26 protein-coding genes are annotated in these 22,658 nt (G+C 58.8%); 9 read left to right on the top strand and 17 right to left on the bottom strand.

Annotation, left to right across the window (positions count from 1 at the left end; translation table 11 throughout):
- Nucleotides 1-54 precede the first annotated feature (54 nt).
- Nucleotides 55-1,017, top strand: coding sequence for a LysR substrate-binding domain-containing protein (locus B8P98_RS18195; RefSeq protein ID WP_165931821.1), 963 nt, complete (start codon nucleotides 55-57; stop codon nucleotides 1,015-1,017).
- Here the strand turns inward: B8P98_RS18195 and B8P98_RS18190 are convergent.
- From B8P98_RS18190 to puuD, 4 genes are all read right to left on the bottom strand, one after another.
- Nucleotides 1,014-2,294 carry an NAD(P)/FAD-dependent oxidoreductase gene (locus B8P98_RS18190; RefSeq protein WP_080924454.1) on the bottom strand — a complete coding sequence of 427 codons (1,281 nt, stop codon included), beginning with the start codon at nucleotides 2,292-2,294 and terminating at the stop codon, nucleotides 1,014-1,016. The genes B8P98_RS18195 and B8P98_RS18190 overlap by 4 nt on opposite strands.
- A gap of 2 nt (nucleotides 2,295-2,296) precedes the next feature.
- Nucleotides 2,297-3,784, bottom strand: a complete 1,488-nt coding sequence (gene puuC / locus B8P98_RS18185; protein WP_087805457.1) for an aldehyde dehydrogenase PuuC — start codon at nucleotides 3,782-3,784, stop codon at nucleotides 2,297-2,299.
- A 294-nt stretch (nucleotides 3,785-4,078) separates the two neighbouring features.
- The gene (puuR, locus tag B8P98_RS18180; RefSeq protein ID WP_002898590.1) at nucleotides 4,079-4,636 is read right to left on the bottom strand and encodes an HTH-type transcriptional regulator PuuR; all 558 of its coding nucleotides are present in this window, start codon (nucleotides 4,634-4,636) and stop codon (nucleotides 4,079-4,081) included.
- 25 nt (nucleotides 4,637-4,661) lie between these two features.
- Entirely contained in the window at nucleotides 4,662-5,414 is a 753-nt protein-coding gene (puuD, locus tag B8P98_RS18175; RefSeq protein ID WP_165931820.1) for a gamma-glutamyl-gamma-aminobutyrate hydrolase, read from the bottom strand.
- 225 nt (nucleotides 5,415-5,639) lie between these two features.
- Between puuD and B8P98_RS18170 the strand changes: the two genes are divergently transcribed.
- The 3 genes from B8P98_RS18170 to B8P98_RS18160 all read left to right on the top strand — a co-directional run bounded on the left by B8P98_RS18170 (nucleotide 5,640) and on the right by B8P98_RS18160 (nucleotide 8,797).
- The gene (locus B8P98_RS18170; RefSeq protein WP_008805927.1) at nucleotides 5,640-7,061 is read left to right on the top strand and encodes a glutamine synthetase family protein; all 1,422 of its coding nucleotides are present in this window, start codon (nucleotides 5,640-5,642) and stop codon (nucleotides 7,059-7,061) included.
- Nucleotides 7,062-7,233: 172 nt separating this feature from the next.
- Nucleotides 7,234-7,425 carry a YmjE family protein gene (locus tag B8P98_RS32145; RefSeq protein ID WP_071993321.1) on the top strand — a complete coding sequence of 64 codons (192 nt, stop codon included), beginning with the start codon at nucleotides 7,234-7,236 and terminating at the stop codon, nucleotides 7,423-7,425.
- Nucleotides 7,415-8,797: an APC family permease gene (locus B8P98_RS18160; protein WP_087805459.1), complete on the top strand. Its 1,383-nt coding sequence runs from the start codon at nucleotides 7,415-7,417 to the stop codon at nucleotides 8,795-8,797. Before B8P98_RS32145 ends, B8P98_RS18160 begins: the two co-directional genes overlap by 11 nt.
- Before the next feature lie 127 nt (nucleotides 8,798-8,924).
- Here B8P98_RS18160 and B8P98_RS18155 read toward each other — a convergent pair whose 3' ends face one another.
- Nucleotides 8,925-9,047: a small membrane protein gene (locus B8P98_RS18155; protein WP_002898600.1), complete on the bottom strand. Its 123-nt coding sequence runs from the start codon at nucleotides 9,045-9,047 to the stop codon at nucleotides 8,925-8,927.
- A 255-nt stretch (nucleotides 9,048-9,302) separates the two neighbouring features.
- Between B8P98_RS18155 and B8P98_RS18150 the strand changes: the two genes are divergently transcribed.
- The gene (locus B8P98_RS18150; protein WP_025714365.1) at nucleotides 9,303-9,524 is read left to right on the top strand and encodes a hypothetical protein; all 222 of its coding nucleotides are present in this window, start codon (nucleotides 9,303-9,305) and stop codon (nucleotides 9,522-9,524) included.
- Between the two features lie 20 nt (nucleotides 9,525-9,544).
- Here B8P98_RS18150 and B8P98_RS18145 read toward each other — a convergent pair whose 3' ends face one another.
- Together B8P98_RS18145 and B8P98_RS18140 are read right to left on the bottom strand one after the other, a co-directional pair.
- The gene (locus B8P98_RS18145) at nucleotides 9,545-10,333 is read right to left on the bottom strand and encodes an SDR family NAD(P)-dependent oxidoreductase (protein ID WP_080924456.1); all 789 of its coding nucleotides are present in this window, start codon (nucleotides 10,331-10,333) and stop codon (nucleotides 9,545-9,547) included.
- Between the two features lie 115 nt (nucleotides 10,334-10,448).
- Nucleotides 10,449-10,898, bottom strand: coding sequence for a winged helix-turn-helix transcriptional regulator (locus B8P98_RS18140; protein WP_025714363.1), 450 nt, complete (start codon nucleotides 10,896-10,898; stop codon nucleotides 10,449-10,451).
- A gap of 152 nt (nucleotides 10,899-11,050) precedes the next feature.
- Here B8P98_RS18140 and agp point away from each other — a divergent pair, with 152 nt between their 5' ends.
- The gene (gene agp / locus B8P98_RS18135; protein ID WP_080924457.1) at nucleotides 11,051-12,298 is read left to right on the top strand and encodes a bifunctional glucose-1-phosphatase/inositol phosphatase; all 1,248 of its coding nucleotides are present in this window, start codon (nucleotides 11,051-11,053) and stop codon (nucleotides 12,296-12,298) included.
- Between the two features lie 170 nt (nucleotides 12,299-12,468).
- Nucleotides 12,469-13,146, top strand: coding sequence for a hypothetical protein (locus tag B8P98_RS18130; RefSeq protein WP_025714361.1), 678 nt, complete (start codon nucleotides 12,469-12,471; stop codon nucleotides 13,144-13,146).
- Nucleotides 13,147-13,280: 134 nt separating this feature from the next.
- On the opposite strand, the gene B8P98_RS18125 is transcribed toward B8P98_RS18130, so the two are convergent.
- From B8P98_RS18125 to B8P98_RS31925, 3 genes are all read right to left on the bottom strand, one after another.
- On the bottom strand, nucleotides 13,281-13,508 hold the full coding sequence (locus B8P98_RS18125; RefSeq protein WP_008805934.1) for a YccJ family protein: 228 nt from the start codon (nucleotides 13,506-13,508) through the stop codon (nucleotides 13,281-13,283).
- A 20-nt stretch (nucleotides 13,509-13,528) separates the two neighbouring features.
- Nucleotides 13,529-14,125: an NAD(P)H:quinone oxidoreductase gene (gene wrbA / locus B8P98_RS18120; RefSeq protein WP_025714360.1), complete on the bottom strand. Its 597-nt coding sequence runs from the start codon at nucleotides 14,123-14,125 to the stop codon at nucleotides 13,529-13,531.
- A gap of 217 nt (nucleotides 14,126-14,342) precedes the next feature.
- Nucleotides 14,343-14,474, bottom strand: a complete 132-nt coding sequence (locus B8P98_RS31925; RefSeq protein ID WP_042929851.1) for a hypothetical protein — start codon at nucleotides 14,472-14,474, stop codon at nucleotides 14,343-14,345.
- An 87-nt stretch (nucleotides 14,475-14,561) separates the two neighbouring features.
- Here B8P98_RS31925 and B8P98_RS18115 point away from each other — a divergent pair, with 87 nt between their 5' ends.
- Together B8P98_RS18115 and B8P98_RS18110 are read left to right on the top strand one after the other, a co-directional pair.
- Complete coding sequence (locus tag B8P98_RS18115; RefSeq protein ID WP_002898708.1) at nucleotides 14,562-14,735, top strand: con-10 family general stress protein; 174 nt, start codon at nucleotides 14,562-14,564, stop codon at nucleotides 14,733-14,735.
- 163 nt (nucleotides 14,736-14,898) lie between these two features.
- On the top strand, nucleotides 14,899-15,837 hold the full coding sequence (locus tag B8P98_RS18110) for a DMT family transporter (RefSeq protein WP_095033284.1): 939 nt from the start codon (nucleotides 14,899-14,901) through the stop codon (nucleotides 15,835-15,837).
- A gap of 1,175 nt (nucleotides 15,838-17,012) precedes the next feature.
- Here the strand turns inward: B8P98_RS18110 and rutG are convergent.
- The 7 genes from rutG to rutA are packed head-to-tail and all read right to left on the bottom strand — an operon-like array spanning nucleotide 17,013 to nucleotide 22,435.
- Complete coding sequence (gene rutG, locus B8P98_RS18095) at nucleotides 17,013-18,335, bottom strand: pyrimidine utilization transport protein G (protein ID WP_087805462.1); 1,323 nt, start codon at nucleotides 18,333-18,335, stop codon at nucleotides 17,013-17,015.
- A 21-nt stretch (nucleotides 18,336-18,356) separates the two neighbouring features.
- On the bottom strand, nucleotides 18,357-18,851 hold the full coding sequence (gene rutF / locus B8P98_RS18090; protein WP_080924460.1) for an NADH-dependent FMN reductase RutF: 495 nt from the start codon (nucleotides 18,849-18,851) through the stop codon (nucleotides 18,357-18,359).
- Nucleotides 18,852-18,861: 10 nt separating this feature from the next.
- On the bottom strand, nucleotides 18,862-19,452 hold the full coding sequence (locus B8P98_RS18085) for a malonic semialdehyde reductase (protein ID WP_080924461.1): 591 nt from the start codon (nucleotides 19,450-19,452) through the stop codon (nucleotides 18,862-18,864).
- On the bottom strand, nucleotides 19,449-20,252 hold the full coding sequence (gene rutD, locus B8P98_RS18080) for a pyrimidine utilization protein D (protein WP_080924462.1): 804 nt from the start codon (nucleotides 20,250-20,252) through the stop codon (nucleotides 19,449-19,451). Before rutD ends, B8P98_RS18085 begins: the two co-directional genes overlap by 4 nt.
- A complete protein-coding gene (gene rutC, locus B8P98_RS18075; protein WP_025714590.1) occupies nucleotides 20,249-20,641 on the bottom strand; it encodes a pyrimidine utilization protein C in 393 nt (130 codons plus the stop codon). The genes rutD and rutC overlap by 4 nt, the downstream gene beginning before the upstream one ends.
- Nucleotides 20,634-21,344, bottom strand: a complete 711-nt coding sequence (gene rutB / locus B8P98_RS18070; protein ID WP_080924463.1) for a pyrimidine utilization protein B — start codon at nucleotides 21,342-21,344, stop codon at nucleotides 20,634-20,636. The genes rutC and rutB overlap by 8 nt, the downstream gene beginning before the upstream one ends.
- Nucleotides 21,344-22,435 (bottom strand): pyrimidine utilization protein A, encoded by a 1,092-nt coding sequence (rutA, locus tag B8P98_RS18065; RefSeq protein ID WP_004204507.1) that lies wholly within the window; start codon nucleotides 22,433-22,435, stop codon nucleotides 21,344-21,346. Before rutA ends, rutB begins: the two co-directional genes overlap by 1 nt.
- Nucleotides 22,436-22,658 lie beyond the last annotated feature (223 nt).

Below are 22,658 nucleotides of genomic sequence, written 5' to 3'. Positions count from 1 at the left end.
TTGACCCGCTGCCTATCCTATAATTGACTGTTTCATAATTAATCACGCTAACTGGTGAAACATAAAACACAGATCATGAATAATCTGCCGCTGCTGAATGACCTGCGTGTCTTTATGCTGGTTGCCCGCCGGGCCAGCTTTGCCGTTGCCGCTGAAGAGCTTGGCGTGTCGCCAGCTTTCGTCAGCAAGCGCCTCTCCCTGCTGGAACAAACTCTGAATGTGCGGCTGTTGCACCGCACTACCCGCCGGGTGGCTATCACCGAGGAGGGAGAGCGGATCTACGAGTGGGCGCAGCGCATTCTGCAGGATGTCGATGAGATGATGGACGAACTCTCCGACGTGCGCGAGGTCCCCCAGGGGACGCTGCGGATCATCAGTAGCTTCGGCTTTGGTCGTCGGGTAGTGGCCCCGGCGCTGTCGGCGCTGGCCCGCCAGTATCCGCAGCTGGAGCTGCGTTTTGATGTCCAGGATCGGCTGGTGGATTTGGCCAGTGAAGGGGTGGATCTTGATATTCGCGTCGGCGACGATATCGCGCCGAATCTGATTGCCCGCCAGCTGGCGACTAATCAACGCGTTCTGTGCGCCGCGCCGGCACTGTTTACCCGCTATCCGTTGCCAAAACAGCTCAGCGATCTGGCCGCGTTACCCTGCCTGGTGATCAAAGAGCGCGACCGGCCGTTCGGCGTGTGGCAACTGCACAGCAAAGAGGGACAGCACGCCATCAAAGTGACCGGGCCGCTCTCCTCCAATCATGGTGAAATTGTGCATCAGTGGTGCCTGGACGGGCAGGGGATTGCGTTGCGCTCGTGGTGGGACGTCAGGGAGAATATCGCCAGCGGGCATCTGGTGCAGGTGCTGCCGGACTACTGGCAACCGGCCAACGTCTGGGCGGTGTATGTCTCCCGGCTGGCCACCTCAGCCAAAATTCGCACTACCGTGGAGTTTCTGCGTCACTATTTTCAGCAGCACTACCCGCAGCAGGCGCCGACGGCCAGGGCCGTCGGCGCAGGCGATTAAACGCCAAGTCGGTCGCGCAGGCTGTAGTAGGCGGCGCCCATGGCGGTAAAGGGAATGCGCAGGCTGCGGCCGCCCGGGAACGGGTAGTGCGGCAGTTTGGCGAAAGCGTCAAAGCGCTCGGCGTCACCGCGCAGCAGTTCTGAAATCAAGCGTCCGGCCAGATGAGTACAGGTCACGCCGTGGCCGCTGTAGCCCTGCATGTAGTAAATATTTTTATCGAGACGCCCGAACTGCGGCATCCGCGACAGGGTCAGCAGGAAATTGCCGGTCCAGCGATAGTCAATTTTCACCCCCTGCAGCTGCGGGAAGGTCTTCAGCAGCTTCGGCATAATCAGCCGCTCAACGTCGTCCGGATCGCGGGCGCCGTAGACCACGCCGCCGCCGTACAGCAGGCGGTTGTCGCCGGTCAGACGGTAGTAGTCCAGCAGGTAGTTACAATCTTCCACACAGTAGTTTTTCGGGATCAGCGAGCGGGCTAACTCTTCCGACAGCGGCGCGGTGGTGACCACCTGGGTGCCGCACGGCATGCTGCGTTTCGCCAGCTCCGGCTCCAGTTTATCGCCAAGATAGGCGTTACCGGCGACGATCACGTAGCGGGCAGTGACCTGGCCGCGGGCGGTACTGACCACCGCCGGGCTGGTGTGCTGGATGCGGGTGACCGGCGACTGCTCATACACCCGGCCGCCGTTCAGGCGAATGGCGTCCGCTTCGCCGATGGCGAGGTTCAGCGGGTGAATATGGCCGCCGCTGTGGTCAAGCAGGGCGCCGACGTAGCGGTCGCTGTCCACTTCGCGACGAATGGCCTCTCTGTCCAGCAGCTCCAGCTGGGTGTTGCCGTAGCGCTCCCAGTTGGCTTTCTGTTCTTCCAGGGTTTCCAGCTGTTTATGGTTCATCGCCACGAACAGGCCGCCCGGGCGGTAATCGCACTGAATTTGATAACGCTGGATCCGTTCGCGGATGATATCGCCGCCTTCGAACATCATACTGCCGAGCATTTTCGCTGCATCCGGGCCGTAGTTTTTCTCAATGACGTCGATATCGCGGCTGTAGGAGTTAACCAGTTGACCGCCGTTGCGGCCGCTGGCGCCGAAGCCGATGCGCGCTCCTTCCAGCACCACCACGTCGTAGCCCATTTCGGCCAGATGCAGGGCGGACGAGAGGCCGGTGTAGCCGCCGCCGACAACGCAGACGTCGCAGCTTATCGATTCGTCCAGCGTTGGGAACGGTTCATACTTGTTGGCGCTGGCAGCGTAGTAGCTAGTGGTATGTTCAGTCATGATCAAGACTCCAGGGCAATCCAGATGGTTTTCAGTTCGGTGAATTTTTCCAGCGCGTGCAGCGATTTATCGCGCCCGTTGCCGCTCTGCTTGTAGCCGCCGAACGGAACGGTCATATCACCATCGTTGTAGTTGTTGACGAAGACCGAACCGGCCTTCAGGCGACGGCTCATGCGGTGGGCGCGGGAGAGATCGCGGGTCCACACCGCGGCGCCGAGGCCGTAGTCGCTGTCGTTGGCGAGCTTTAGCGCCTCGTCTTCGCTTTTGAAGCGCGTCACCACCAATACCGGGCCGAAGATCTCTTCCCGGCTGAGGCGAGAGGCCGGGTCGACGTCAACGAAAATGGTCGGACCGACGGCGGCAGGCCACGGATTTTTACGCCCGTCGAGGAACAGGGTGCTTTGGCTTTCACCGCCGCGAATAAAGCTATGCACGTTGTCGGCATGGGTATTGTCAATCAGCATCCCCATGGTGGTGTTCGGGTCGAGCGGGTTGCTTGGCTGCCAGTGTTGCGCCTCGGCTTTCAGCCGCGCCAGGAACTCGTCGGCGATGCTCTCCTCGAGCAGCAGGCGGGTCCCGGCGATGCAGACCTGGCCCTGGTTGTAGAAGATGCCGCCGGCGGTGGTGCTGACCGCTTTTTGCAGATCCGGGCAGTCGGCGAAGACGATGTTGGCGCTCTTGCCGCCGGCTTCCAGCCACACGCGCTTCATATTGCTGTCGCCGGCATCCTTCAGCAGCTGCTTGCCGGTGCGGGTGGATCCGGTGAAGGTAATGACTTCGACATCGGGATGCAGGGCCAGCGCCTGTCCCGCCTCATGACCAAAGCCGCTGATCACGTTCAGCACCCCGTCCGGCAGGCCGGCCTCTTTTGCCAGCCCGGCCAGACGCAGGGCGGTGAGCGGCGACTTTTCCGAGGGTTTGAGGATCACGCTGTTGCCCGCCGCCAGCGCCGGGCCAAGCTTCCAGCAGGCCAGCAGCAGCGGGAAGTTCCACGGCACCACCGCGGCGATCACGCCAATCGGTTCGCGAACGATCATCGCCAGCTCGTTGCTGCCGGTGGGGGCCACTTCGCCATAAACTTTATCCAGCGCTTCGGCGTACCAGCGAATGGCGCGGGCGGCGCCGGGAATATCGTCGCGCAGACTGTGGCGGATCGGTTTGCCGGTATCCAGCGTTTCCAGCAGCGCCAGCTCTTCGCGATGGGCTTCCATCAGGTCGGCAAATTTAGTGAGAACCGCTTTACGCTGTGCGGGGGACGCCTGCGACCAGTCGCCGTTATCAAAAGCCTGGCGCGCGGCTTTTACCGCCAGCTCAACGTCGGCTTTTTTACCGCGGGCGACCTGGGCTAATGTCTGTTGCGCGGCAGGGTCAATGGTTTCAAAGGTGGTATTATCGGCCGCGGCGCAATATTCGCCGTTAATAAATAAGCGCGTTTCAATGGCCAGGTTTTTCGCTTTTTCCTGCCAGTAAGCCAGGTGCTGAAAATTCATCATGACTCCTTAAAAACATTATCGGCAAATTAATCAGTTCGGCGTATTCAGGCTGCACGAGGGCACTGCGCCGGGCGCAGGGCATAGCGTATCCCCGGAGTTGAATACCGTTTTATTCCCCTGAATAGTTCAGGAGCGCGTCGCCATGCACTGGCGTTAATTATTTCAGGGCCAGCAGGAAATAATATTCCGTACGGCGCAGGCGTTATTACTACGAGTTCTTCGCCGCGACGAAAATAAAATTTCCGCCGCCGCAGGCCTGAAAAAAGCCTGAACCTGGTTCAGGCTAAATATTCAGAAAGTGGTGGGGGTGTGGGCACTGATGATGCGGCAGATACCTGCCGAGGTGTTGCTGAAGCTGTGCGGGATGCCGGTATTAATGGCATAGCTTTGTCCAGCCACCAGGTGGTACGACTGACCGTTAATGGTCAGCACGATCTCACCTTCCAGTATGGTGCCTATCTCCTCACCCTGATGCTTAATTCTCTCCCCGGTCGTGGTTCCAGGCTGGTAAGTTTCAAAAATCATCGCCAGCGTACGGTTCGGATTTCCGTTATGAACCAGCTTCATGGAAACGCCCTGACTTCCCATCTCAATCAGGTCATCCTGATTAATGACCACCTGGGGTTCGTCCGGCTTTTCGGGTTCAGAAAAGAATTCCGAGAGCGACAGCCCATAGACTTTCAGCAGCTTTTGCAGCGTACTGATGGCAGGACTGACTTTGTCCTGCTCTATGGTGCTGATGGCACTATGTGTTAACCCAGACAGTTCGGCGGCACGACGCTGCGAGAGACCCAGCTGTTGGCGGATCTCTGACAGACGCTTCCCTGGCGCCAGTCCGTCATCGCTCATATTTGCATTTCCTTAACGGTAGTGGTCAGCGCCGCCGCTTTTCAGCATGATGGCCCTGACAGGCGGTGATAAAACCATCAAACAACATACGCGACAGGGCGTATTCGCTACTGTTCCATTCAGGATGCCACTGTACGCCCAACGCGAAAGGATGATCGTTCACGCTGACCGCTTCCACCAGTCCATCCGGCGCTCGCGCCTCCACGCGCAGCTGCGGGCTCAGGGTTTTTGCCCCTTGCCCATGTAGCGAGTTTACCCAAAACGTGTTGCAGCCCGGTATCAATTGCGACAGCAATCCTCCTTCCTGAACCTCAACCTGATGGGACGGCGCATACTGCTGCTCGACGGGCAGTTCAGGATCTTCACGATGTTCAAGGAGCTCAGGCTGCTCAAACAGACGACGATACAGAGTCCCGCCGGTGGCGACAACCAGTTCCTGCAGTCCACGACAGATGGCGAAAATGGGGATGCGCCTTTCGAGCGCGGCGTTAATCAGCGCCATGCTCAGAAGATCACGCCCGGGGTCGGCGTCAGGCTCATCGCCGTTTTCACCATAAAGGTGCGGCTGCACATTACTGGGGCTGCCTGGCAGGTAAATCCCGTCCAGTTTATCGACTAACGCATCCAGCAGCTCCGGCTCCGCCAGCGCATGCGGCAGGGCGATCGGCAGTCCGCCGGCGTTAACAATGGCATTCAGGTACTTTTCTTGCAGAGTCTGGGTCTGGTGACCCTTAAGCCTGTTTCTACACATCACGACGCCAATAACTGGCTTGTACATTATATTTTCCATGATCGCCCTCACAAAGTGGACTAAATTATGACCGCTATAGCGGGTTTAACGGCCATATCGTTCAATATTTTCTCAATCTAGCAGTGGAAATAGCCCTTTGCAAACTTAATTTAACATTTGACAAACAATTTATTTGCATACACAGTCGATGGGGTGGACATTATATTTAACGGCCTGAGTGCAGGGCCGAAACCAAACCAACGGCGGTGAATCATGGAAACCAATATCGTAGAAGTAGAGAATTTTGTTCAGCAGACGGAAGAGAGACGGGTCAGCGCGTTCGCGAAAGAAGTGAAGCGCTACCTCGAAACCTACCCCGATACCCAGTATGTCGATGTCCTCCTTACCGACCTGAACGGCTGCTTCCGCGGCAAGCGCATTCCGGTTGCCGGCCTGAGCAAACTGGAGAAAGGCTGTTATTTCCCGGCCTCGGTGTTTGCAATGGATATTCTTGGCAATGTGGTGGAAGAGGCCGGCCTGGGTCAGGATATGGGCGAACCGGATCGCAGCTGCATTCCGGTACCCGGCACCTTAACGCCTTCGGCGGCTGACCCACAATCGATAGCCCAGGTACAGCTGACCATGGTTGATGAAGATGGCGCTCCCTTTGACGTTGAGCCGCGGAACGTACTCAACCGCCTCTGGCAGCAGTTGCGCCAGCGCGGGCTGTTCCCCGTGGTAGCGGTAGAGCTGGAGTTCTATTTACTGGACCGCAAACGCGACGCCGAAGGCTACCTCCAGCCGCCGTGCGCGCCGGGCACCGACGATCGCAACACCCAAAGCCAGGTCTACTCCGTCGATAACCTGAACCACTTTGCCGACGTGCTTTATGACATCGACGAGCTGGCCAAACTGCAGCTGATCCCCGCCGACGGCGCGGTGGCGGAAGCCTCGCCGGGCCAGTTTGAAATCAACCTTCACCATACCGATAACGTGCTGGATGCCTGCGATGATGCGCTGGCGTTAAAACGTCTCGTGCGTTTAATGGCGGAGAAGCATAAGATGCACGCCACTTTTATGGCGAAGCCTTATGAAGAGCATGCGGGCAGCGGGATGCACATCCACATCAGCATGCTGAACAATAAAGGGGAAAACGTGCTGGTGGACGGCGACGGGGAAGACTCTGTGCTGCTCAAACGCGCGCTGGCCGGGATGATCGATCTGATGCCGGCCTCGATGGCGCTGCTGGCGCCGAACGTGAACTCGTATCGCCGCTTCCAGCCGGGGATGTACGTCCCGACGCAGGCTTCGTGGGGGCATAACAACCGCACCGTGGCCTTGCGTATTCCGTGCGGCGAGCGGCAGAACCACCGCGTCGAGTATCGCGTGGCGGGGGCGGACGCCAACCCGTATCTGGTGATGGCGGCGATTTTTGCCGGCATTCTGCACGGGCTGGATAACCCCCAGCTGCCTTTGCAGGAAGAGGTGGAGGGTAACGGTCTGGAACAAGAGGGCCTGCCGTTCCCGATCCGTCAGAGCGACGCGCTGTGGGAGTTTATGCAGAACGATCATCTGCGCGAGCGCCTCGGCGAGCGTTTCTGCCACGTTTTCCATGCCTGTAAGCATGATGAATTACTGCAGTTTGAGCGTCTTATCACAGAAACCGAAATCGAGTGGATGTTGAAAAACGCCTAATGGTCGCCCCGCGAGGGGCCCATGAGTTTGGTAATCAGTAGCATCATACGGCCTGAGCGGAGCCTGGTCGTCCTTTTTGCTGGGAGCCCAGCCATTTCCCGGATGTCGCGTTAAGGAGCGCAGGCGGCAACGGGGCTTCAGTTAACGACACAGTGTGTGACGAGGAAATGAGATGATGCAGATGTTCAAATATCCGCAGGGAGAGGGAGGCCGCTCAGGCCGCATTGGATGCCAGCCAGCTACCGCTCACCGGTCCGTCTTACCCTTTTATCTACGCCTTACCCCTTTGCTAAGCAGGTTTGTCACGCGGACGTTGGGCCCGCAAACTGTTATCAGCAAGGGGGGAATGGGCGATGGCTATTAATCTTCCTGCGCATAACGCCGCTCAGGCGGGCAGACCGCGTCTGCGTAAATCCCTCAAACTCTGGCAAGTGGTGATGATGGGGCTGGCCTATCTGACGCCGATGACGGTGTTTGATACCTTCGGCATCGTCTCCGGCATCAGCAATGGCCACGTACCGGCGTCTTACCTGCTGGCGCTGGCCGGGGTGCTGTTCACCGCCATCAGCTACGGCAAACTGGTGCGTCAGTTCCCGGAAGCCGGTTCCGCCTATACCTACGCGCAAAAATCCATCAGTCCGCACGTTGGCTTTATGGTCGGCTGGTCGTCGTTGCTCGATTATCTGTTCCTGCCGATGATCAACGTCCTGCTGGCGAAGATCTACCTTTCGGCGCTGTTCCCGGAGGTGCCGCCGTGGGTGTGGGTAGTGACCTTTGTCGCTATTCTGACCGCTGCGAACCTGAAAAGCGTTAACCTGGTGGCCAACTTCAACACCCTGTTCGTGCTGGTGCAGATCTCGATTATGGTGGTGTTTATTATTCTGGTGGTGCAGGGGCTGCACAAAGGCGAAGGGGTGGGGACCGTCTGGTCGCTGCAGCCGTTTATCAGCCAGAATGCGCACCTGATCCCGATTATCACCGGGGCGACCATTGTCTGCTTCTCGTTTCTCGGCTTCGACGCCGTGACCACCCTGTCGGAAGAGACCCCTGACGCCGCGCGGGTGATCCCGAAAGCAATTTTTCTTACCGCGATGTACGGCGGTATTATTTTCATTGTCGCGTCGTTCTTTATGCAGCTGTTCTTTCCGGATATTCATCGCTTTAAAGATCCCGATGCCGCGCTGCCGGAGATTGCGCTGTACGTGGGCGGCAAGCTGTTCCAGTCGATCTTCCTGTGCACCACCTTTGTTAACACCCTGGCGTCGGGCCTGGCCTCCCATGCCAGCGTCTCTCGTTTGCTGTATGTGATGGGCCGCGACAACGTCTTCCCGGAGCGCATTTTTGGCTATGTGCACCCGAAATGGCGTACCCCGGCGCTGAACGTGATTATGGTGGGTATCGTTGCGCTGTCAGCGCTGTTCTTCGACCTGGTGACCGCCACGGCGTTGATCAACTTTGGCGCACTGGTGGCGTTTACTTTCGTTAACCTGTCGGTGTTCAACCACTTCTGGCGGCGCAAGGGCTACAACAAGACCTGGAAGGATCGTCTGCACTATCTGCTGTTGCCGATGGTGGGGGCGTTGACCGTGGGCGTGCTGTGGATCAACCTCGAGGCTACCTCGCTAACGCTCGGTCTGGTGTGGGCGGCGCTTGGCCTGCTGTATCTGACTTATCTGACCCGGCGCTTTCGTAAACCGCCGCCGCAGTTTGATGCGACGAAAGCGGAGCAGGCCTGAGAGTCATAAAGGCGAATCCAGGCGTTGAATGAAGGCAGGCTCATGGGCCTGCCTTCGTTTTGGCGACAGTAAGGGACCGTACAGGCGCGTCAGGAAATCTGCAGAAAACGGCAGGGAACGGAAGGTATTATTTCTTCTTTTTATGGACAGGCAACTGACTGGCGCGCCGCTCTTTGAGGTACGACACCAGACTGTAAATGGCGACGCCCAGCAGCGCCACCGCGACGATAAAGAGAATAAGACCCGACATAGACCAACCTAATATTCTGTTTAGAAAGGGAAAAAGATACAGGGCGCGATTGAAGATAACATCGGGATATGTCTGAAAGATGACGTCTCATCGCGAGAATAACCGCCGCCGGGGTTGTGATAATATATTTCCCGCACGAATGTGACCGCCGGAGTTTCACCTGAAATGACGTAACACTCCGTTAAGTGATTTTACAGAAGTATGGCGTACAGAGGGTTACGCTGACGGCGAATGAGAATGTTCTGAGAGTAAGACATGTATAAGAAAACCCTCGGCCTGCTGGGCGTGGTGCTGGCGCTAACCGCCTTCGCCAGTCAGGCTGAAAGTGAACGTCAGGCGAGCCGCGAGCGGATCGTGGAGCAGGTTCTCAAACCCTGTGAAGGTAAAAAAGCGGGCGATAAGGTGATGATAACCGATCGCCGCGGCGGGGAGCACGAGGCGATCTGTACCCTGACGGCGGTTCCGCTACCGGAGTAACCACCGCCGCGAGGTGCTGGTTAGCGATACCGTGGCGCCGGCTCCCCGGTTCGGGCGGTGGTAAACAGCGCCAGCCTGGCCCGCTCATAAGTATCCCACAGTTTCAGGTCATGAACCGGCGGTAACGTGACCTTCTCCCCCAACGCCAGTCCACGGAGGGCGGCGTCCACCAGATCCTCTGTGGTCATCACCGTGCCGCTGGGCAGGGCATCCAGCGCCACCCCGGAAGTCGGCCAGAGATCGGTGGCGGTCGCCGCCGGCAATACCACCTGAATACGCACGCCGCTGTCGGCAAACTCATCCTGCAGACCGCGGGTAAAGCTCAACACCCAGGCTTTGCTGGCGCTGTAGACCGCGCTACCTGGCAGCGTATGCAGCGCGAGGATAGAGGCAATATTGATCAGCGTACCGCGACCTCGGGGAGCGAAAGCCGCCAGCGCGGCATAGCTCAGACGCAGCAGCGCCGTGGTGTTCAGCGTGTGAATCGCCTGATGCTCGCGCGGTGTACTGGCGAGGAAGCCTGCCATTTTCGCTGTGCCGGCGTTGTTAATAAACAGATCGATGGCGGGATCCTGTTGCAGACGTTGCTCTACAGCGGCAATGCCTTGCTCCTCACTGAGATCGACTTTGAGGATGCTGGCCTGGATGGCAAAGCGTGACTGTAGCTGATCGGCGAGCGCCTGCAGCCGGTCTTCACGGCGGGCGGCGAGGATCAGATCGTAGCCGCGGGCGGCGAGTCGTTCAGCATAGATCGCGCCGATACCTGAGGACGCGCCGGTGATAAAAGCAGTGTGCGATGGTTGGGTCATGGGAAGAGCCTCGTAAAAGGTTTTATTATTAAACCAAGTTGAGCATGGAATAAGTGGTTTAATAATGCAACTATTTTGCCGGGCTTTTTTTATTTTTGCCTGCCGTGAGCAGCGATTAGTCGTGCAACGGAATAGCAATCGTGATGTCTGCCGGGGCCAGCTCACGGCCATCGGCCGCCTGCAGGACCAGCTTACGCAGGGGCTGGCGCTGCTGACGGTCAATGAGCCGGGTCGCCGGTTCGTTCGGGTCAAAAAGATAGTCGTCTGCCCACTGGGAGAGGGCGACCAGCACTGTCTGCAGGGCGCGACCCTTGTCGGTCAGGACATACTCCTGCCAGGCGCTGCCGTCGGAGGCCGGCTGCAGGCGCAGGATACCCTCATCCACCAGCATTTTCAGCCGCCCGGCGAGCATATTTTTGGCGATGCCGAGATTTTTCTGGAATTCACTAAAACGGCGCACCCCGCGCAGGGCATCGCGGACGATCAGCAGCGACCACCAGTCGCCGATAACATCGAGGGAGCGGGCTATAGGGCAACAGCTGTTTTCCAGACGGGTACGTTTCACGAAGGCCTCCAGGTTAATTGTTTCATTATAAAACTATTTGCCCGGCAGGGGAAATTTTCGGCTGCGGTCTAAGTTTGCGAGCGATTACCAGGAAATATGTCATAAATCCGTCACAATTAACGCGATGATAATAAATGACTAAGGATGAAGGGATGAAAAAACGTCTACTTGCCGCCGCCATAGCGGGCGCGGTGATGTTATCCGCTGGCGCTCAGGCGCAGGACACTGCCGCCCCGGAGGGGTATCAGCTGCAGCAGGTGCTGATCATGAGCCGTCACAACCTGCGTGCGCCGCTGGCCAATAACGGCAGCGTGCTGGAGCAGTCGACAGCGAAAGCCTGGCCGCAGTGGGATGTGCCGGGCGGCCAGCTGACCACCAAAGGCGGGGTGCTGGAAGTCTATATGGGCCACTATATGCGCGAATGGCTGGCGCAGCAGAAGCTGGTGACCAGCGGCGAGTGCCCGCCGGAAAACGCGGTTTACGCCTATGCCAACAGCCTGCAGCGCACCGTTGCCACCGCGCAGTTCTTTATCACCGGCGCGTTCCCTGGCTGCGGCATTGCAGTGCATCACCAGCCGCAGATGGGCACCATGGATCCGACCTTCAACCCGGTTATTACCGACGACTCCCCGGCGTTTCGCGAGAAAGCGCTGCAGGCGATGGAAAAAGAGCGCCAGGGGATGCAGTTGACCGAGAGCTACAAGCTGCTGGAGACGATGATCGATTACCGCAACTCGCCCTCCTGCAAAGAGAAGCAGGTCTGTTCCCTGAGCGAGGGTAAGGATACCTTTAGCGCTGGTTATCAGCAGGAGCCGGGCGTGACCGGGCCGCTGAAGGTGGGTAACTCGCTGGTGGACGCCTTCACCCTGCAATATTATGAAGGTTTCCCGAAAGACCAGGTGGCGTGGGGGGAGATCGCCAGCGATAAGCAGTGGCAGGTGCTGTCGAAGCTGAAAAACGGCTATCAGGATAGTCTGTTTACCTCGGTGGCGGTGGCGCAAAACGTCGCCAAACCGCTGGTCAAATATATCGATAACGCTTTAGTGGGTGAAGACGCCAACAAGGCGAAAGTCACGCTGCTGGTGGGGCACGACTCGAATATCGCTTCGCTGCTGACGGCCCTGGACTTCAAGCCCTATCAACTGCCCGGCCAGTACGAGCGCACGCCCATCGGCGGTAAACTGCTGTTTCAGCGCTGGCACGACAGCGGCAGCAATCGCGATCTGATGAAGATTGAGTATGTCTATCAAAGTACCGAGCAGCTGCGTAACGCCGACGCGTTAACCCTGCAGTCCCCGCCGCAGCGGGTCACGCTGGCGCTTAACGGCTGCCCGGTTGACGCTCAGGGATTCTGCCCGCTGGAGACCTTCAAAAAGGTGATCAACGAGGCGGCGAAATAATGTAAAAAAAACCCGGAGCAATCCGGGTTTATGCTCGATGGTAATATGCTGAAAATTATCTACGTGGATAGTCTGTACGTTAATGTGTTGATATTTTCAGTGAGGATGCACATAATTTATTGAGAAATAAGAGGGCATGTGAAACAATAGACTTATATTATGGATGGTTTATGAGTGATTCATGGATGATATATTCAAGCGTTAATTATGAGCTTACTAAGACTGAAGCTTGTACAATTAGAGCGTACTTGCTGAAAAATTATTTAAGATATTTATTGAAGGATAATATACAAAAAACAAAAACCATGAAATGGTTCAAGGTTGACGACAAGTGTAAGTTTGCACGCCGATTTAATATTGTGATGAGCATCTCAATTTTTTTATCCTTTATTATGTTCTTTATGCTTCTTGGTTATTCTGTTGAATCTGTGCTTGCATTTTTAATTGTATTTCCGGCAGTTATTTTTATCTTTAAAAAATACAAATACCGATTACAGGACTTTTGTTATAAAACCTATTCGGCAAGGTGTATTAAATATAGGAAGTTTACGCTTCGTTGTCTTACTATAATAAGGGCTAATGGTTTGATAAAGATCAGTATGCACTCATTGCGCAGAACCAAGAGCGTAGAGTTGAACAATATTGACGGCCTGGGAAAGATAGTCACCAGTGCGGGAAAAATGCAGTATTTTGAATGTAGCACTTTACGAGTCGTTGCAGATGTCGGTGATGTTATTTTTTACGGGGTGATTGACAGGGATAATGGGAATTTTTATATACTGCCGATCCCGGTAAGGTATCATTCACGGTTTGCACGCGTCATAACCGGCAACCATAATACGCTTTAAATGGCTATTTTTTTAGCGAGACAATCAATAACAATGCCTGCCAACATTCAAAATGTTGTCAAGGGGATAAGGTCAGTTATGACCAACTTCATCCGGGAATATGCGGGCCTGAAGCCCGCATTAGGTGATCGACGTCAGACGTTTTTACGCTCAATCGTCTGTTCACCCCAGAACAGCGCATCTTTATCGGTTTTGGCAAAGGCCAGCGCCAGTACTTCGTCGCTGCCTTCCTCCCAAATTTGCTCCGCCAATTTTTCATCATAATGGGCGACTTCAAAAATCGCTTCGGCGATCTCCGGCGAGGTGTTACGTAAACTTGCCCATTCGCCGACGCGATGTGCTTTTGCTTCTTGAGTTGGCATAGTGCTCCTCCTGCAGAAGATTAGCCGTGGACTTTAACGGCCAGTTTGGCGACATGTTCGCCCTGATAGCGGGCAATGGCTAACTCTTCCTCACTCGGCTGACGTGAGCCGTCGCCGCCGGCAATGGTGGTCGCGCCATACGGGGTGCCGCCGCGGACCTGGGAGATATCAAACAGCTCCTGGGCGCCATAGCCGATCGGGACGATGATCATGCCGTGGTGGGCCAGCGTCGTCCAGGTTGAGGTGATCGTTTGTTCCTGGCCACCGCCGGTGCCGGTTGAGCTGAACACGCTGGCGATTTTGCCATACAGGGCGCCGGACGCCCACAGGCCGCCGGTTTGATCGAGGAAGGTGCGCATCTGTCCGGACATGTTGCCGAAACGCGTCGGGGTACCAAAGATGATGGCGTCATACTCTGCCAGCTCCTGCGGCGAGGCGACGGGCGCGTTTTGCGTTTTCCCGCCTGCTTTGGCAAATGCTTCAGCCTGCATGGTTTCCGGCACGCGCTTCACAACCACCTCAACGCCATCCACCCGGTTCGCCCCATCGGCGACGGCGTGAGCCATGGTTTCAATGTGTCCATACATGGAATAATAAAGCACCAGAATTTTAGCCATTTCCATCACTCCTCGGTTGCGTTATAAGCCAGCCAAATGGCTGGTTACCTTTAAAGATAAAGCCTCTGTCGGAGAGTGCAAATCCAACAGGCATTTATTTGATTTATAACAAAATGACAAAGCGTTATTTACTTTTCCTTGCACAGCGCGGCCTGAGCGGCAGAGAAGAGGGAAGCTATGCTTTCGTTATTCTGGCCGCTGCGGCAGGGGTGTAGCATCAGGATACATTTTTGCCGACTATTTTTTCTCCGTCAGTAGAGGTGGTTAGGAGCCGTTCGCGGCGCGAAGGGACTTTTTTCGCCCGGGTTTGTTTCTGGATATTACATTTGCCGCCGTCAGCAGCCGTCATTCACTAACCTTATAGGTACGCGGTACGACAGCGGCATCGCCGCTCCCGCGTAATGCACTATGATGTCTAACCTAATGGAGGTCAGTAATGGCAAACCATCGTGGCGGCTCAGGTAACTTTGCTGAAGACCGTGAAAGAGCATCAGAAGCAGGACGTAAAGGTGGCCAGCATAGCGGGGGGAATTTTAAAAATGACCCTCAGCGCGCCTCAGAGGCTGGCAAAAAAGGGGGTAAAAACAGTCACGGTAGTCGTGAGAGTTAACGTGCGGCCCGCACGGTTCTCTTTGATGCGGTGTTAATCTCCCCGACCCAACCGCATCGCCCCTCGCCGCCGGCATCTGCCGGCGGTTTTTTTATCTGTCGGTGGTTGCACTCCCGCCGGGCGGATTGCACACTGGTCGCCCGTTAATCGTCATGGCTGTCTTATGTCTTTGTTAAAATTCTCCATTACCCGCCAGGAAGTGCTCCTCATCATGATCACCATGTTCTGGGGAGGAACCTTTCTCGCCGTGCAGTATGCGGTGAGCCTCAGCGGGCCGCTGTTTTTTGTCGGTCTGCGCTTCGCGACCGCCGCGCTGGCGGTGGGCCTGCTCTCGCTGCGCACTCTGCGCGGTCTGACGTGGCTGGAGGTGAAAGCGGGGGTGGCGATTGGCGTGGCGATTGCCCTGGGATATGGCCTGCAGACCTGGGGACTGCAGTCGATCTCCAGCAGTAAATCTGCCTTTATCACGGCGATGTATGTGCCGCTGGTGCCGCTGCTGCAGTGGCTGTGTCTGGGCCGTATGCCGGGGGTGTTGTCCTGCATAGGGATTGTGCTGGCCTTTATCGGTTTGATCCTGCTGGCCGGGCCGGAAAATAATCTGCTGGCGCTTGGCGTGGGGGAGATAATCACGCTGGCGAGCGCAGTGGCGATCGCGGCGGAGATTATCCTTATCAGCGCCTGGGCCGGGAAAGTCGATGTCCGCCGGGTGACGGTCGTGCAGCTGGCGACTGCGTCGCTGGTGGCTTTCGCCGCCATGAAGCCGGCCGGTGAGGTGGTTCCGCCGTTGACGCCGACACTGCTCGGCGTCGCGCTGGGGCTGGGGATTTTCAGCGCGATCATTCAGGTGACCATGAACTGGGCGCAGCGTAGCGTCTCGCCGACGCGGGCCACCCTTATCTATACCGGGGAACCGGTATGGGCCGGTATTTTTGGCCGGCTGGCCGGCGAACGTCTGCCGCTGCTGGCCCTCCTCGGCTGCGTCTTTATCCTTGCGGGGGTACTGGTGAGCGAGCTGAAGTGGAAGCGCAAATCGCCGCCGCAGATTGCAACGAATGACGATGCGCCGCCGCTCCCGGACCTGGCCGATCGCCGCGAGCCATAATTTTACGCATCTGATCCTACAGCAGCGCTTATTCTGGCTGGTGCTCGTCCGGCTCTGATTGTCTCCAGGCCTGCGCAAGCGCCGCGCCGCCGGGCGATGGCATCAGGCACAGAGCTGCCTTTTATGCCGGGCGGCGGCTCACGCCTTGCCCGGCCTACGTTCGTGCGACCTGCCGTTAATTTATTCACCTTTCTTGCTGAAACTGCCGGTGTTGGCGGCCTCAAAATCGCTGAGACGTTCCCGGAAGGCCGGGGCAGCCCGCATGGATGCGGGCTGAGGGCCGTGTTTTGCATGGACGCTGCCTCGGCCCGACCCGAAGCCTGCAGGGATAAGTCGAAGGCACCGCGCAGTGGCGATTTTGCTGGCCGGAGCCCGGGGGTACAGGGGGCGGCGGCGACTGGCCGCCCCCTGTGCGCTCCCTGCGCCAGGAGAGGCATAACGCAGAAGACCTATCGGGAGCGCCATCTGCCCGGAAATAACACAGAACAACCGTTTTTCCGGGGCGAAACCATTGCTAACCGAAAACCCTATCGAATTATCCAGCCCTGACGGTCAGTCGGCCCGCGCCAGCGCAGCGCCGCCGGGCGATGGCATCAGGCGCGGCGTCGCTTTTATGCCGGGCGGCGGCTCACGCCTTGCCCGGCCTACATCCCAAAATCACCGCGGGTCCTGGGGCTGCTGAAACTGCCGGTGCTGACGGCCTCAACATCGCTGAGACGTTCCCGGAAGGCCGGGGCAGCCCGCATGGATGCGGGCTGAGGGCCGTGTTTTGCACGGACGCTGCCTCGGCCCGACCCGAAGCCTGCAGGGATAAGTCGAAGGGACCGCGTAGTGGCGATGTTGCTGGCCGGAGCCCGGGGGTACAGGGGGCGGCGGCGACTGGCCGCCCCCTGTGCGCTCCCTGCGCCAGGAGAGGCATAACGCAGAAGACCAATCGGGAGCGCCATCTGCCCGGAAATAACACAGAACAACCGTTTTTCCGGGGCGAAACCATTGCAAACCGATAACCTTATCGAATTATCCAGCTCCGGCCGTCAGTCGGCCCGTGCAAGCGCAGCGCCGCCGGGCGGTCAGGCTCCGTACCTGCGGCGGTGCCGGATGGCGGCATAAATGCCTTATCCGGCCTACAGGCTCACACCACCCAGGCCCACGCGCCAACGCCGCGCTAATGTGGCTTACACCGGCGTTACCCTGGCCTCCTTCGCCTCGCGCATTCCGCGATGAAGCAGCGCGTGCAGCAGGATCGCCCCGAAGGTGGCGGTGCCAATCCCGCCCAGCGTAAAGCCGCCCAGCGACAGCGCGAAATCCCCTGCGCCCAGCACCAGGGTCACCGACACCATGATCAAATTGCTGTTCTGGCTGAGGTCGACGCGGTTTTGCACCCAGATCCGCGCCCCGGCGACGGCAATTAAACCAAAGACCACGATCGAGGCGCCGCCGATCACCGGCCCGGGAATGGTGTGGATTAATGCGCCAAACTTCGGCGAGAAGCCCAGCAGCATGGCAATCAGCGCGGCGGCGACAAAGACCAGCGTCGAATAGACCTTGGTCACCGCCATGACGCCAATGTTCTCCGCATAGGTGGTGACCCCGCTGCCGCCCACCGAACCGGAGAGCATGGTCGCCAGCCCGTCGCCGACGAAGGCGCGCCCCATGTACGGGTCCATATTGCGCCCGGTCATTCCGGCGACGGCCTTCAGGTGCCCAAGGTTCTCGGCCACCAGGATCACCGCGACGGGCGCAATCAACATCATCGCCTGACCGTTAAAGGATGGGGTGGTAAAGTGCGGCAGCCCGAACCACGCCGCCTGGGCGAGGGGGGAGAAGTCCAGCGGCTTGCCAAGGCCAAAGCCGTTAGCCAGCAGGGCGTACAGTGCGCAGGCGACGATCAGGCCGACCAGGATCAGCAGACGCTGCAGCATCCCGCGGGTAAATACCGCCACTATGCCGATGCAGAGCACGGTCAACACCGCCATCCAGCTGTCGAAGGCGCTGGCGGAGACGCTGCGCACGGCAATCGGCGCCAGGTTCAGGCCGATAGCCATCACCACCGCGCCGGTCACCACCGGCGGCATCAGGCGCTCGATCCAGCGGGTGCCGATCTTCATCACCACCAGACCAATCAGGGTGTAAACCAGCCCGCAGGCGATGATCCCGCCAAGGGCGACGCTCAGATGAGGGTTCAGCCCCTGGCCGTTAAAGCCGGTAATGGCGATCACCACCCCGACAAAGGCGGCGCTGGAGCCGAGATAGCTCGGCACCCGTCCGCCGGTGACGATAAAGAACAGCAGGGTGCCGACGCCCGACATCAGAATCGACAGGTTGGGGTCGAGCCCCATCAACAACGGCATCAGCACCGTCGCGCCGAACATCGCAACGGCGTGCTGCACGCCCATCACCAGCGTTTGCCCGGCCGACAAGCGTTCATCGGGCGCAACAACGCCGGACTCAGCGGCGGGGGAGGTCAACTTCCAGCGAGGAAAATCGAAGAGTGCCATGATGATATCCCGGGTTAAAGGTTAACAAGCGGGTCGCATAAGCGTGTGATAACCGCGGTCAAACCACATCAGTCCCCGGGGCTCCGGGTGACGGGTAATGGCCACGACGTGACAAAACAGGATGTCGTGCGTGCCGACGCTGACGCGCTGGTCAATGCGGCAGTCAAAGCTGACCAGCGCCGCCTCCAGCCGCGGACAGCCGGTGGCGCCGGTCTGCCAGTCGGCGGCGGCAAAGCGCTCGTCCATCGCCGTTTTACCGCCAAACAGCGTCGACAGGGCCTCCTGGCCGGCCGCCAGGGTATTGACGCACAGCGTGTGGTGTTCGCTGAACACCGGCCACACCGAGGCCGAGCGGTTCAGGCAGACCAGCAGGGTCGGCGGCGCGTCGGTGACGCTGCAGACCGCGCTGGCGGTAAACCCCGCCCGGCCCGCCGGGCCATCGGTGGTAATGATGTTAACCGCGGCGCCGACGTGGGCCATGGCGTCACGGAAACTCTGTTTGTCTGCTAACTCCATCGCCAACTCCTTATGCCAGCAGGCAGGCTTCATCAAAAGACAGACGCGGCAGGCGGCCGTACAGCTTGCCGGGATCGCCATAGCCGATGTTCACCAGCAGGTTGCTTTTCCAGCCGTTGTCGGCGAAAAACGCCGCGTCGACTTTTTCCCGGTCAAAACCGGACATCGGCCCGGTGTCGAGGCCCAGCGCGCGGCAGGCGAAAATCAGGTACGCCGCCTGCAGTGAGCTGTTGCGAAACGCGGTCTCCTCCGCCAGCTGCGGACTGGAGGTAAACCAGCTGCGGGCGTCACCGTGGGGAAACAGGGTCGGCAGCCGCTCGTAGAAGGCGCTGTCCCACGCCACGATAGCGGTCACCGGCGCCTGCATGGTTTTCTGCAGATTGCCGCTGGAGAGCGTCGGGCGGAGCTTCTCTTTGCCTTCCGCGCTGCGCACGAACACGATGCGCGCCGGCGAACAGTTGGCGGAGGTGGGCCCCATTTTCATCAGGTCCCAGACGGCCTGCAGCTGTGCGTCGCTCACCGGTTTATCCAGCCAGCCGTTGTGGGTCCGGGCCTGGGTAAACAGCGTCTCGCAGGCCGTGTGGTTTATCGCGTCGTTCATCGGATCTCCCTGGCGACCGGCAGCATAGCGGCCAGCCCGTCGCATAAAATGGTATTAAAGGTATCGGCGTCGGTGACGTTACAGGCATGGCCGCCCCACGGCATCTCCACACGCTGGCTGCCGGGGATCGCCGCCTGCAGCACGCGGGAGCAGGAGGCGGGGACCAGCAGGTCGTCAGCGGCGCTGACAATCAGCGTCGGGCAGGCGATGGCCGCCGCCCGGCGTGAAAAATCAGCCTGCTTCAGGGCCTGCAGCCGCTTCAGCAGATTCTCCTTGCCCTGAAAATGGCTGATGGCAAGCGCATCTTCCGCTTCGAGGCGCGGCAGGCGCGCGGCCATCCATTCCGCCGGGTAGAGAAACAGCGGTTGCGCTTCAACCCACGCCTGCGCGCCGCCGGCATGCAGCAGACGCTCGCGGACCAGGAAGCAGCGGCGGGTGTGCGGCGACAGCGTCAGCCAGCCGTTGACCAGCACCAGGGCGCTCACCGCCTCGGGATGATCGAGCGCCAGCTGCAGGCCAATCAGCGCCCCCAGGGCGTGGCCCACCAGCGCAAAGCGGGCGATCCCCGCCGCCTGCAGGGCGCGGAACAGCTCCTGGGCCATCGTCGCCATGCTGTAGTCGGCGGGCAGCGGGCCGGCGTTTTCCCCGGTCCCGTTATGGTCATAACTCACCAGCTGATACTGTGCCTCCAGCGCCGCGCGCTGCGCCAGCCAGTAGCCGCCACCCCCGCCCAGACCGGCGCTGAGGACCACCACCGGCGCGCCGGGCCATGGGGCCGGGGCGATATTGAGCCTCATCATGTCGGGGTGCCGATATGGGCGACGGTGGCGATTTCCACCAGCGCATCGGGCTTCACCAGTCCGCACTGAATGCAGAAACGCGCCGGTTTATCGCCGGGGAAGAACTCGGCGTAGACCTCGTTAATCGCGGCGTAATTTGTCCAGTCGGTGATAAAGATGCTGTTGAAAGTCACATCCGCCATACTCCCGCCCGCCGTTTCGATAACGCTCCTGATGGTCTCCAGCACGTGGCGGGTTTGCGCCTTTGGGTCGCCGATGTGCACCACATTGTTTTGCTTATCAAACGGCAGGGTGCCCGAGACGTAGACCACCCCGTCGGCGAGCGTCCCCGGAACAAAGGGGGCAATCGGCGTGGTGGTGCCTGGCGGAATAATCACCTGTTTAGGCATAACGTTTCTCCTTGGCTAAAGCCAGCGAGGTGGCGGGGGACAGCGCGTGGCAGAAGCTCTCGACGTCGCTGACCCAGCCGAAAAAGGTTTCAATATTGAACAGCGCCGCCTGCTGGGCGAAGGCCGGGCCGGCCTGATGGGTGGCATCCTCCAGCACGATGCCGAAGTATTCGAGAAAGAAGCCATCGCGCAGCGTTGATTCGACGCAGACATTGGTGGCGATCCCGGTGAACACCAGGTGGCGTATGCCGCGGCTGCGCAAAATGCTGTCGAGCGGGGTGTTAAAGAAGCCGCTGTAACGCGGTTTCGGCAACACGATGTCGCCTTCCAGCGGCGTCAGCTCGTCCACCAGCTGATAATCCCAGCCGCCTTTCGCCAGCAGCTTGCCCTGCAGCTCCGGACGCTGACGCATCGTTTTCAGCGCGTTGGATTTGTGATAGTTCGGCGAGCCCGGGCCGCCCGCTTCAACATACTGATCATCCCAGCCATTCTGGAACCAGATAATCAGCATGCCCGCGGCGCGGGCGGCGGCGACGGCGGTATTAATATTGTCGATAACCGGCCGGGTGGCGGAGACGTCAAAGCCGGCGAGATCCAGATAGCCGCCCTGGCTGGCGTAGGCGTTCTGCATATCGACAACAATCAGCGCGCTCTGCTGCGGCGCGAAGGTCAGGGATTCCGGGCGAGCGGGAAGGGTAATCATCAGGCCACCTCACGGGTAACTGGAGCAATGTGGTCCCGGCAGCGCATCAGCGGCTGAATGCGTTCGCCAAAGGCGTCGATGCCGGCAAGAAAATCATCAAAGGTCAGCAGCACGCCGTCGGTGCCGGGCACGCTCGCCACTTCATCGAGCATGCGCGCGACGCTGGCATACGATCCGACAAGGGTGCCCATATTAATGTTGACCGCCGAGGTGGGGTCAGCCATCTGGCGCACGTTGGTATCGCTGCCGGAGCGGGTGTCTTTCTGACTCTGCTCGGTGAGCCACGCCAGCGCTTCTTCATCGGCGCCCGCTTTGTAATGTTCCCATTTGGCGCGCGCCGCCTCGTCGGTTTCGTCGGCGATCACCATGAACAGCACATAGGATCCTACGTCGCGGCCGGTTTTTTCCGCCGCCTGCATCATGCGCGCGGCGGTCGGGGCAAAGGCCGTTGGCGTGTTGACCCCTTTGCCAAAGCAGAAGTTGTAGTCCGCGTGCTGGGCGGAGAAGGCCATACCGGCATCGCTCTGCCCGGCGCAGATCACCTTCATCGGCTGCGAAGGGCGCGGGCTGACCCGGCAGTCGTTCATGGTGAAGTAGTCGCCTTTGAAATCGCTGCGCCCGGTGCCCCACAGGTCACGGAGCACCTGGACGTATTCGGTGAGATAGTCATAGCGGCTGGCGAAATAGTCATCTCCCGGCCACATGCCCATCTGGTCATATTCCGGTTTTTGCCAGCCGGTCACCAGATTGACGCCAAACCGGCCGCCGGAGATGGAATCGATGGTGGAGGCCATCCGGGCGACAATCGCCGGCGGCAGCGTCAGGGTGGCGGCGGTGGCGTAGATCTGGATCTTCGAGGTCACCGCGGCCAGGCCGGCCATCAGGGTGAAGGACTCCAGGTTGTGATCCCAGAACTCGGTTTTCCCGCCGAAGCCGCGCAGCTTGATCATGGAGAGCGCGAAGTCGAAATGGTAGTGCTCGGCCTTCTGTACGATAGCCTTATTCAGTTCGAAGGTCGGCATATACTGCGGGGCATGGGTAGAGATCAGCCAACCGTTGTTGCCAATGGGAACGAAAACACCAATTTTCATACCTACCTCTCTGCAGTCATGGAAGATGAAGTTGCGGTGGTGCGGCATCCTGCCTCTCTCTGGACCACCTCGCAGAAGAGCTAAAGCAAAGGCGATGCCAGTTTTATAAATGCTAATGTTATTAATGTGTTACTTTTGAGTTGCTAAAAAGGACGATAAAAAAGTGGACTGAATGGTCAAAATCAGTGCACGAAAAAACGGCAGTCATGCGCAATCAGGGTGC

The sequence above is a fragment of the Klebsiella quasivariicola genome, assembly GCF_002269255.1.
Classification (GTDB): Bacteria; Pseudomonadota; Gammaproteobacteria; order Enterobacterales; family Enterobacteriaceae; genus Klebsiella; species Klebsiella quasivariicola.
Note: the sequence above shows the minus strand (reverse complement) of the source record. Positions and strands in the feature narration are given on the sequence as shown.

What these genes read in the sequence shown, in the direction of transcription:
- B8P98_RS18190 (WP_080924454.1), bottom strand. Translation starts at nt 2,294, where the DNA reads ATGACTGAACATACCACTAGCTACTACGCTGCCAGCGCCAACAAGTAT.
- puuC (WP_087805457.1), bottom strand. Translation starts at nt 3,784, where the DNA reads ATGAATTTTCAGCACCTGGCTTACTGGCAGGAAAAAGCGAAAAACCTG.
- puuR (WP_002898590.1), bottom strand. Translation starts at nt 4,636, where the DNA reads ATGAGCGATGACGGACTGGCGCCAGGGAAGCGTCTGTCAGAGATCCGC.
- puuD (WP_165931820.1), bottom strand. Translation starts at nt 5,414, where the DNA reads ATGTACAAGCCAGTTATTGGCGTCGTGATGTGTAGAAACAGGCTTAAG.
- B8P98_RS18170 (WP_008805927.1), top strand. Translation starts at nt 5,640, where the DNA reads ATGGAAACCAATATCGTAGAAGTAGAGAATTTTGTTCAGCAGACGGAA.
- B8P98_RS32145 (WP_071993321.1), top strand. Translation starts at nt 7,234, where the DNA reads ATGATGCAGATGTTCAAATATCCGCAGGGAGAGGGAGGCCGCTCAGGC.
- B8P98_RS18160 (WP_087805459.1), top strand. Translation starts at nt 7,415, where the DNA reads ATGGCTATTAATCTTCCTGCGCATAACGCCGCTCAGGCGGGCAGACCG.
- B8P98_RS18155 (WP_002898600.1), bottom strand. Translation starts at nt 9,047, where the DNA reads ATGTCGGGTCTTATTCTCTTTATCGTCGCGGTGGCGCTGCTGGGCGTC.
- B8P98_RS18150 (WP_025714365.1), top strand. Translation starts at nt 9,303, where the DNA reads ATGTATAAGAAAACCCTCGGCCTGCTGGGCGTGGTGCTGGCGCTAACC.
- B8P98_RS18145 (WP_080924456.1), bottom strand. Translation starts at nt 10,333, where the DNA reads ATGACCCAACCATCGCACACTGCTTTTATCACCGGCGCGTCCTCAGGT.
- agp (WP_080924457.1), top strand. Translation starts at nt 11,051, where the DNA reads ATGAAAAAACGTCTACTTGCCGCCGCCATAGCGGGCGCGGTGATGTTA.
- B8P98_RS18130 (WP_025714361.1), top strand. Translation starts at nt 12,469, where the DNA reads ATGAGTGATTCATGGATGATATATTCAAGCGTTAATTATGAGCTTACT.
- B8P98_RS18125 (WP_008805934.1), bottom strand. Translation starts at nt 13,508, where the DNA reads ATGCCAACTCAAGAAGCAAAAGCACATCGCGTCGGCGAATGGGCAAGT.
- wrbA (WP_025714360.1), bottom strand. Translation starts at nt 14,125, where the DNA reads ATGGCTAAAATTCTGGTGCTTTATTATTCCATGTATGGACACATTGAA.
- B8P98_RS31925 (WP_042929851.1), bottom strand. Translation starts at nt 14,474, where the DNA reads ATGACGGCTGCTGACGGCGGCAAATGTAATATCCAGAAACAAACCCGG.
- B8P98_RS18115 (WP_002898708.1), top strand. Translation starts at nt 14,562, where the DNA reads ATGGCAAACCATCGTGGCGGCTCAGGTAACTTTGCTGAAGACCGTGAA.
- B8P98_RS18110 (WP_095033284.1), top strand. Translation starts at nt 14,899, where the DNA reads ATGTCTTTGTTAAAATTCTCCATTACCCGCCAGGAAGTGCTCCTCATC.
- rutG (WP_087805462.1), bottom strand. Translation starts at nt 18,335, where the DNA reads ATGGCACTCTTCGATTTTCCTCGCTGGAAGTTGACCTCCCCCGCCGCT.
- rutF (WP_080924460.1), bottom strand. Translation starts at nt 18,851, where the DNA reads ATGGAGTTAGCAGACAAACAGAGTTTCCGTGACGCCATGGCCCACGTC.
- B8P98_RS18085 (WP_080924461.1), bottom strand. Translation starts at nt 19,452, where the DNA reads ATGAACGACGCGATAAACCACACGGCCTGCGAGACGCTGTTTACCCAG.
- rutD (WP_080924462.1), bottom strand. Translation starts at nt 20,252, where the DNA reads ATGATGAGGCTCAATATCGCCCCGGCCCCATGGCCCGGCGCGCCGGTG.
- rutC (WP_025714590.1), bottom strand. Translation starts at nt 20,641, where the DNA reads ATGCCTAAACAGGTGATTATTCCGCCAGGCACCACCACGCCGATTGCC.
- rutB (WP_080924463.1), bottom strand. Translation starts at nt 21,344, where the DNA reads ATGATTACCCTTCCCGCTCGCCCGGAATCCCTGACCTTCGCGCCGCAG.
- rutA (WP_004204507.1), bottom strand. Translation starts at nt 22,435, where the DNA reads ATGAAAATTGGTGTTTTCGTTCCCATTGGCAACAACGGTTGGCTGATC.